Below are 5,601 nucleotides of genomic sequence, written 5' to 3' on the forward strand. Positions count from 1 at the left end.
ATTGAAATCCGGGGCTGGAATTTTTTCCATGCCCCGGATTTAGTATACAACCTATTTTATAAGAGGATTTACTCGGCTATTATTAACGTTTTTTCACAACATGTTAGATTCATGTAAGATTTTCTAACGTATATTAACGAGTGTATTATTTTTTAAAGTATAATAGGTTACATAATAAAATAAATTTAACGAGGAGTTGACTCTTAATGGATAGATTTTTAGAATTATTAAATACCGTTAATGACTTTATGTGGACTTATTTCCTAATAGGGTTAGTAATGGTAACTGGTATTTATTTTACATTTAGTATAAAGTTTATTCAATTTACTTATATTAAAGAAATGTTCAGACTTATTACTGAAAAGCCAAAAGTAGGCAAGGATGGAGAACAAAAAGGGGTTTCAGCATTCCAAGCATTCACTATTTCAGCCGCGTCAAGAGTAGGTACTGGAACAATTGCTGGGGTTGCTATTGCGATTGCAATGGGAGGACCTGGTTCAGTATTTTGGATGTGGGTAATGGCATTATTTGGTGGAGCTTCATCATTTGCCGAATCAACGTTAGCACAAGTATATAAAGTTCGTGATAAAAAAGGAGTTTATCGCGGTGGACCTGCTTACTATATGGAAAAAGGTCTTGGACAAAAATGGATGGGTGTGTTATTTGCGATTGTTATTTCAGTAACTTATGGTGTAGCATTTAACTCGGTTCAAACTAATACTATTGCTCAAGCCTTACAAGTATACAATGTGGATACACATATCGCAGGGATTGCATTATTAATTCTTACAATTTTCGTAATCTTTGGTGGTGTAACAAAAGTTGTTAAAATTACTCAATGGTTAGTACCAGTAATGGCAGTGGCGTACTTATTTATCGTATTAGTTATTATGGTTATTAATATTGACAAATTACCTGGTGTTCTTGTTCAAATCGTTAGATCAGCATTTGGTCTTGAACAAGTAGGTGGTGGAGTAATCGGTATGGGAACATCAATACTTTTAGGAATTAAACGTGGTATGTTCACTAACGAAGCTGGTTTAGGATCAACTCCTAACGCAGCAGCAACAGCTGACAGTACTCACCCAGCTAAACAAGGATTTATCCAAACTTTAGGAGTTTACTTCGACACATGTTTAGTATGTACAGCAACAGCATTCTTAATCCTACTGTATCCTGGTGTGGAATATGGGGCTGGTAAGTTACAAGGTATCCAACTCACACAAGCAGCTCTAACTTCACAAGTAGGGAGTATTGGAACAATTTTCTTAATCGTTGCAATCTTCTTATTTGGATATAGTTCTGTAATTGGTAACTACTACTACGGTGAAACAAACATTCAATACTTACTTCCTAAAAAATGGGCAGTTAATGTTTATCGTGTTATTGTATGTATCTTTGTATACGTAGGAAGTGTAATGAACTTAGATTTAGTTTGGGGACTTGCGGATGTAACAATGGGAATTATGAGTTTACTTAACTTAATCGCTATTATTGGTCTTTCTGGTGTAGTTTATGTAGTATTAAAAGACTACGTGAAACAACATAAGCAAGGAAAAGATCCGGAGTTCTATTTAGATAATTTACCAATTAAAATAGATAACGCCACAGCATGGAAAAATAAAAAAGAAGATTAATATTTAAAAGAGTACTTCAATGATAGAATTAGATTTCTAGTCATTGAAGTACTTTCTTATGTCTATTCTGGAATGTTTTTTATAGGATATCAATCCATTTTTATCTTGCATGAAGAATTCGGTGAATCATGACAGTTTTATTTTCTTCGTTTACTTTATAGAAAATGATGTAATTCTTAACAAGACATTTTCTAAATTCTTTACGGCGTAGATAGACATCATCAACTAATCCATAGCGAAGAGGCATGATAGAAAGAGTAGAAACAGTAGATTCTATCTCGTCAAGTAAGGTAGATGCAGTAAGTGGTGCGTCTAAATTATGATAAATATAATGGATTATATCTTTTAGGTCTTTGTGATAGGTTTCAGAAACAAGTATTTTATAATGTTCCATTTTTTAGATCCTCTCTCAAACTTTTTATGGAATCATCAAAAGTTAGGGTACGACCATTTGTGAAATCAGATTCACTTTGTTCAAGAAGTTGATATAGTTCGTATCTTCCCATGAATTTATTGAATAAATCAATGCTCATAACAGCAAGATCTCCACGACCATTTTTTGTAATAAAGATCGGTTCACCTGTTTCATGACAAAACGAAGAGATTTCATTGTAATTATTACGTAAATCTGTACTTGATTTAATGTTTGGCATATTAGCACCTCCTCTAATCTAAAGATATTATACTATTATTTCTTTAGGATGTCAAAAATATAAAAGGTAGGGGACTTTATAGAAATTAACAAATTCTTACGCACTATATTTACAAAGTTTTCATTTCACTTGCATTATAAAAAAAAGTGTGTTATTATATTAAACATATTTTAATTATAAAATATATGCGATGAGCCGATAAGTAGAAGTTCTTGCGTACCGTAGGATACAGAAAAGAAATCAGTGGTTGAGAGATTTCTCCTAGGCAGGACTTTGAAGTAGCCGGTGAGCATTTAGAGTGAAAGTAAGTAGCTTTAAACGTGGTTAGAGCGTTAATCTTATTAAGTGCTAATGTTATAATTAGAATAAAGGTGGTACCACGGAAACTTTCGTCCTTATGTAAGGATGGAGGTTATTTTTTTTACCTAGAAAAAATATCACCGATATAAAATTAGTAAAAGTAGAAATAATTAATAATAAAATAAAAATTTAGGAGGAACAGTCATGACTGAAATGTCTACAAAATATAATCCGACCGAAGTAGAAAATAATCGCTACAACTGGTGGTTGGAAAAAGAAGTTTTTAAAGCTGATAATAAAAGTAAAAAGAATCCATATACAATCGTAATTCCACCACCAAACGTAACTGGTAAATTACACATTGGGCATGCTTGGGATACAACTCTACAAGATATGTTAACACGTTATAAACGTCTTAAAGGATTTGATGTACTTTATCTTCCAGGAATGGATCACGCTGGTATTTCTACACAAGCTAAAGTAGAAGCTAAAATGCGTGAAGAAGGATTAAGTCGTTATGATTTAGGTCGTGAAAGATTCTTAGAGCGTGCATGGGAATGGAAAGAAGAATATGCTGGATATATTCGTGCACAATGGGCTAAACTTGGATTAGGTTTAGATTACTCAAGAGAAAGATTTACATTAGATGAAGGATTAAACAAAGCAGTTACGAAAATTTTCGTAGATCACTACAACAATGGTACAATCTACCGTGGTGAGAAAATTATCAACTGGGATCCAGTTCAAAGAACTGCATTATCTAATATTGAAGTAATTCACAAAGATGTAGAGGGTGCATTCTATCACCTTAAATATTTCTTAGCTGATGGAAGTGGAGATTATCTAGAAGTAGCAACTACTCGTCCTGAAACTTTATTCGGAGATACTGCGGTTGCTGTTCATCCTGAAGATGAAAGATATCAAAAATATATTGGTAAAACAGTTCTTTTACCAGTAACAAATAAAGAAATTCCTGTTATTGCCGATGAATATGTAGAAAAAGATTTCGGAAGTGGAGTAGTTAAAATAACTCCTGCACACGATCCAAACGACTTTGAAGTTGGAGAACGTCATAACTTAGAACGTATTATCGTTATGGATGAAGGTGCTGTTATGAATGAACGTGCAGATAAATATAACGGAATGGATCGTTTTGAATGTCGTAAAGCTCTTATCGCTGATTTACAAGAAAGTGGAGTATGCTTCAAAATCGAAAAACACCTTCACTCAGTAGGACACTCTGAGCGTAGTGGTGCTGTTGTTGAACCATATCTTTCTAAACAATGGTTTGTTGACATGAAGCCTCTTGCTGATAAAGTATTAGAAAATCAAAAAGATGCAGATAGAAAAGTTAACTTCTATCCACCTCGTTTTGAAAATACGTTAAATACTTGGATGGAAAATATCCAAGACTGGTGTATTTCTCGTCAATTATGGTGGGGACACCGTATTCCAGCATGGTATCACAAAGAAACTGGTGAAGTTTATGTTGATGTAAACCCACCAAAAGATATTGAAAACTATGTTCAAGATGAAGACGTTCTTGATACTTGGTACTCTTCAGCATTATTCCCATTCTCTACATTAGGATGGCCAGATTTAGACAGTGAAGATTTCAAACGTTACTATCCAAATAGCTGTCTAGTAACTGGATATGACATCATCTTCTTCTGGGTTGCTCGTATGGTATTCCAAGGATTAGAATTTACAGGTACTCGTCCATTTGAAGATTGTTTAATTCACGGGTTAGTACGTGATGAACAAGGTCGTAAGATGAGTAAATCACTTGGTAATGGTGTAGATCCAATGGAAGTAATCGAACAATACGGAGCTGATAGCTTACGTTACTTCTTAGCTACTAATTCAACACCAGGTCAAGACTTACGTTACTCAACTGAGAAAATTGAAGCTAGTTGGAACTATATCAATAAAATTTGGAACGCTTCTCGTTTTGTAATTATGAACCTTGAAGGTTTTGAATACAGCGATATTGATTTAACTGGAGAAAAAACATTAGCTGACAAATATATCTTAACAAAACTTGCTAAAACTATTGAAGACTTTGAAAGATTATTCGAAAAATATGAATTTGGTGAAGCCAGCCGTATTCTATATAACTTCGTATGGGAAGAATTCTGTTCATGGTATATTGAAATTGCTAAGATTTCATTAAATGGTGAAGATGAAGCCGCGAAGAAAACTACTAAATCTATTTTAGTATATGTTCTTGATGCTTCTCTAAAAATGTTACATCCGTTTATGCCATTCGTAACTGAAGAAATCTGGCAACACATTCCTCACACTGGAGATAGTATTGTAACTAGTGAATTTGCTAAAGTTGAAGAAGGTCTAGTATTTGAAAAAGAAACTGAAGATATGCAATTCATCCAAGATGTAATCACAGCAGTACGTAACATCCGTAGTGAAGTGAATGCGCCAATATCTCGTGAGATTCCTATTAAGATTAAATACTCACAAGATAGCGTAAAAGAAGTACTATTAAATGGTAGTGCGTATTTAGAGAAATTTGCTCGTCCTAGCGAACTTATTATTGAACGCGAAGTAGAAGCAAGTGAAACTGATATTAGTCGTATTTTACCAGGTGCTGAAATCTATGTTTCATTAAGTGATTTAATCGATGTAGACAAAGAAAAAGAACGCCTAGGTAAAGAATTAGAAAAATTACAACAAGAATTAGATCGAGTAAACAAAAAGCTTTCTAATGAAAAATTTGTTGGTTCTGCTCCAGAAGCAGTTGTAGCTAAAGAAAAAGAAAAACAAGCAACATATCAAGAACAATATGATAGTGTTAAAGAAAGAATAGCTGCATTAGATAATTTAAAATAGTATAAAATAAAACAGAGAGTGATTCGAAAATCGTATAGATTTTATCGAGTCACTCTCTTATTTATTATGTAGTAAATAGATGTAGATTAATTATAATAAAAAAACTCTAGCTAGTTTTACCTAGCTTAGAGTTTATTAATCATCTTTATTATTCTTTTTTCTCC

4 protein-coding genes and 1 other annotated feature are annotated in these 5,601 nt (G+C 33.2%); of the genes, 2 read left to right on the forward strand and 2 right to left on the reverse strand.

Features of this window, described 5'->3' with window-relative positions; genetic code table 11:
• The first annotated feature begins 206 nt into the window (after nt 1–206).
• Nucleotides 207–1,637, forward strand: a complete 1,431-nt coding sequence (locus tag RWS90_RS07570; protein ID WP_314550163.1) for a sodium:alanine symporter family protein — start codon at nt 207–209, stop codon at nt 1,635–1,637.
• A gap of 100 nt (nt 1,638–1,737) precedes the next feature.
• Here RWS90_RS07570 and RWS90_RS07575 read toward each other — a convergent pair whose 3' ends face one another.
• Both RWS90_RS07575 and RWS90_RS07580 read right to left on the reverse strand, forming a co-directional pair.
• The gene (locus RWS90_RS07575; protein ID WP_314550165.1) at nt 1,738–2,031 is read right to left on the reverse strand and encodes a type II toxin-antitoxin system RelE/ParE family toxin; all 294 of its coding nucleotides are present in this window, start codon (nt 2,029–2,031) and stop codon (nt 1,738–1,740) included.
• The gene (locus RWS90_RS07580) at nt 2,018–2,290 is read right to left on the reverse strand and encodes a type II toxin-antitoxin system Phd/YefM family antitoxin (RefSeq protein ID WP_314550166.1); all 273 of its coding nucleotides are present in this window, start codon (nt 2,288–2,290) and stop codon (nt 2,018–2,020) included. Before RWS90_RS07580 ends, RWS90_RS07575 begins: the two co-directional genes overlap by 14 nt.
• Nucleotides 2,291–2,471: 181 nt before the next feature.
• Nucleotides 2,472–2,690, forward strand: a binding site (T-box leader).
• Between the two features lie 104 nt (nt 2,691–2,794).
• Between RWS90_RS07580 and RWS90_RS07585 the strand changes: the two genes are divergently transcribed.
• Nucleotides 2,795–5,437 (forward strand): valine--tRNA ligase, encoded by a 2,643-nt coding sequence (locus RWS90_RS07585; RefSeq protein WP_314550168.1) that lies wholly within the window; start codon nt 2,795–2,797, stop codon nt 5,435–5,437.
• Nucleotides 5,438–5,601: the final 164 nt, after the last annotated feature.

The organism is uncultured Gemella sp. (assembly GCF_963529685.1).
Lineage (GTDB): Bacteria > Bacillota > Bacilli > Staphylococcales > Gemellaceae > Gemella.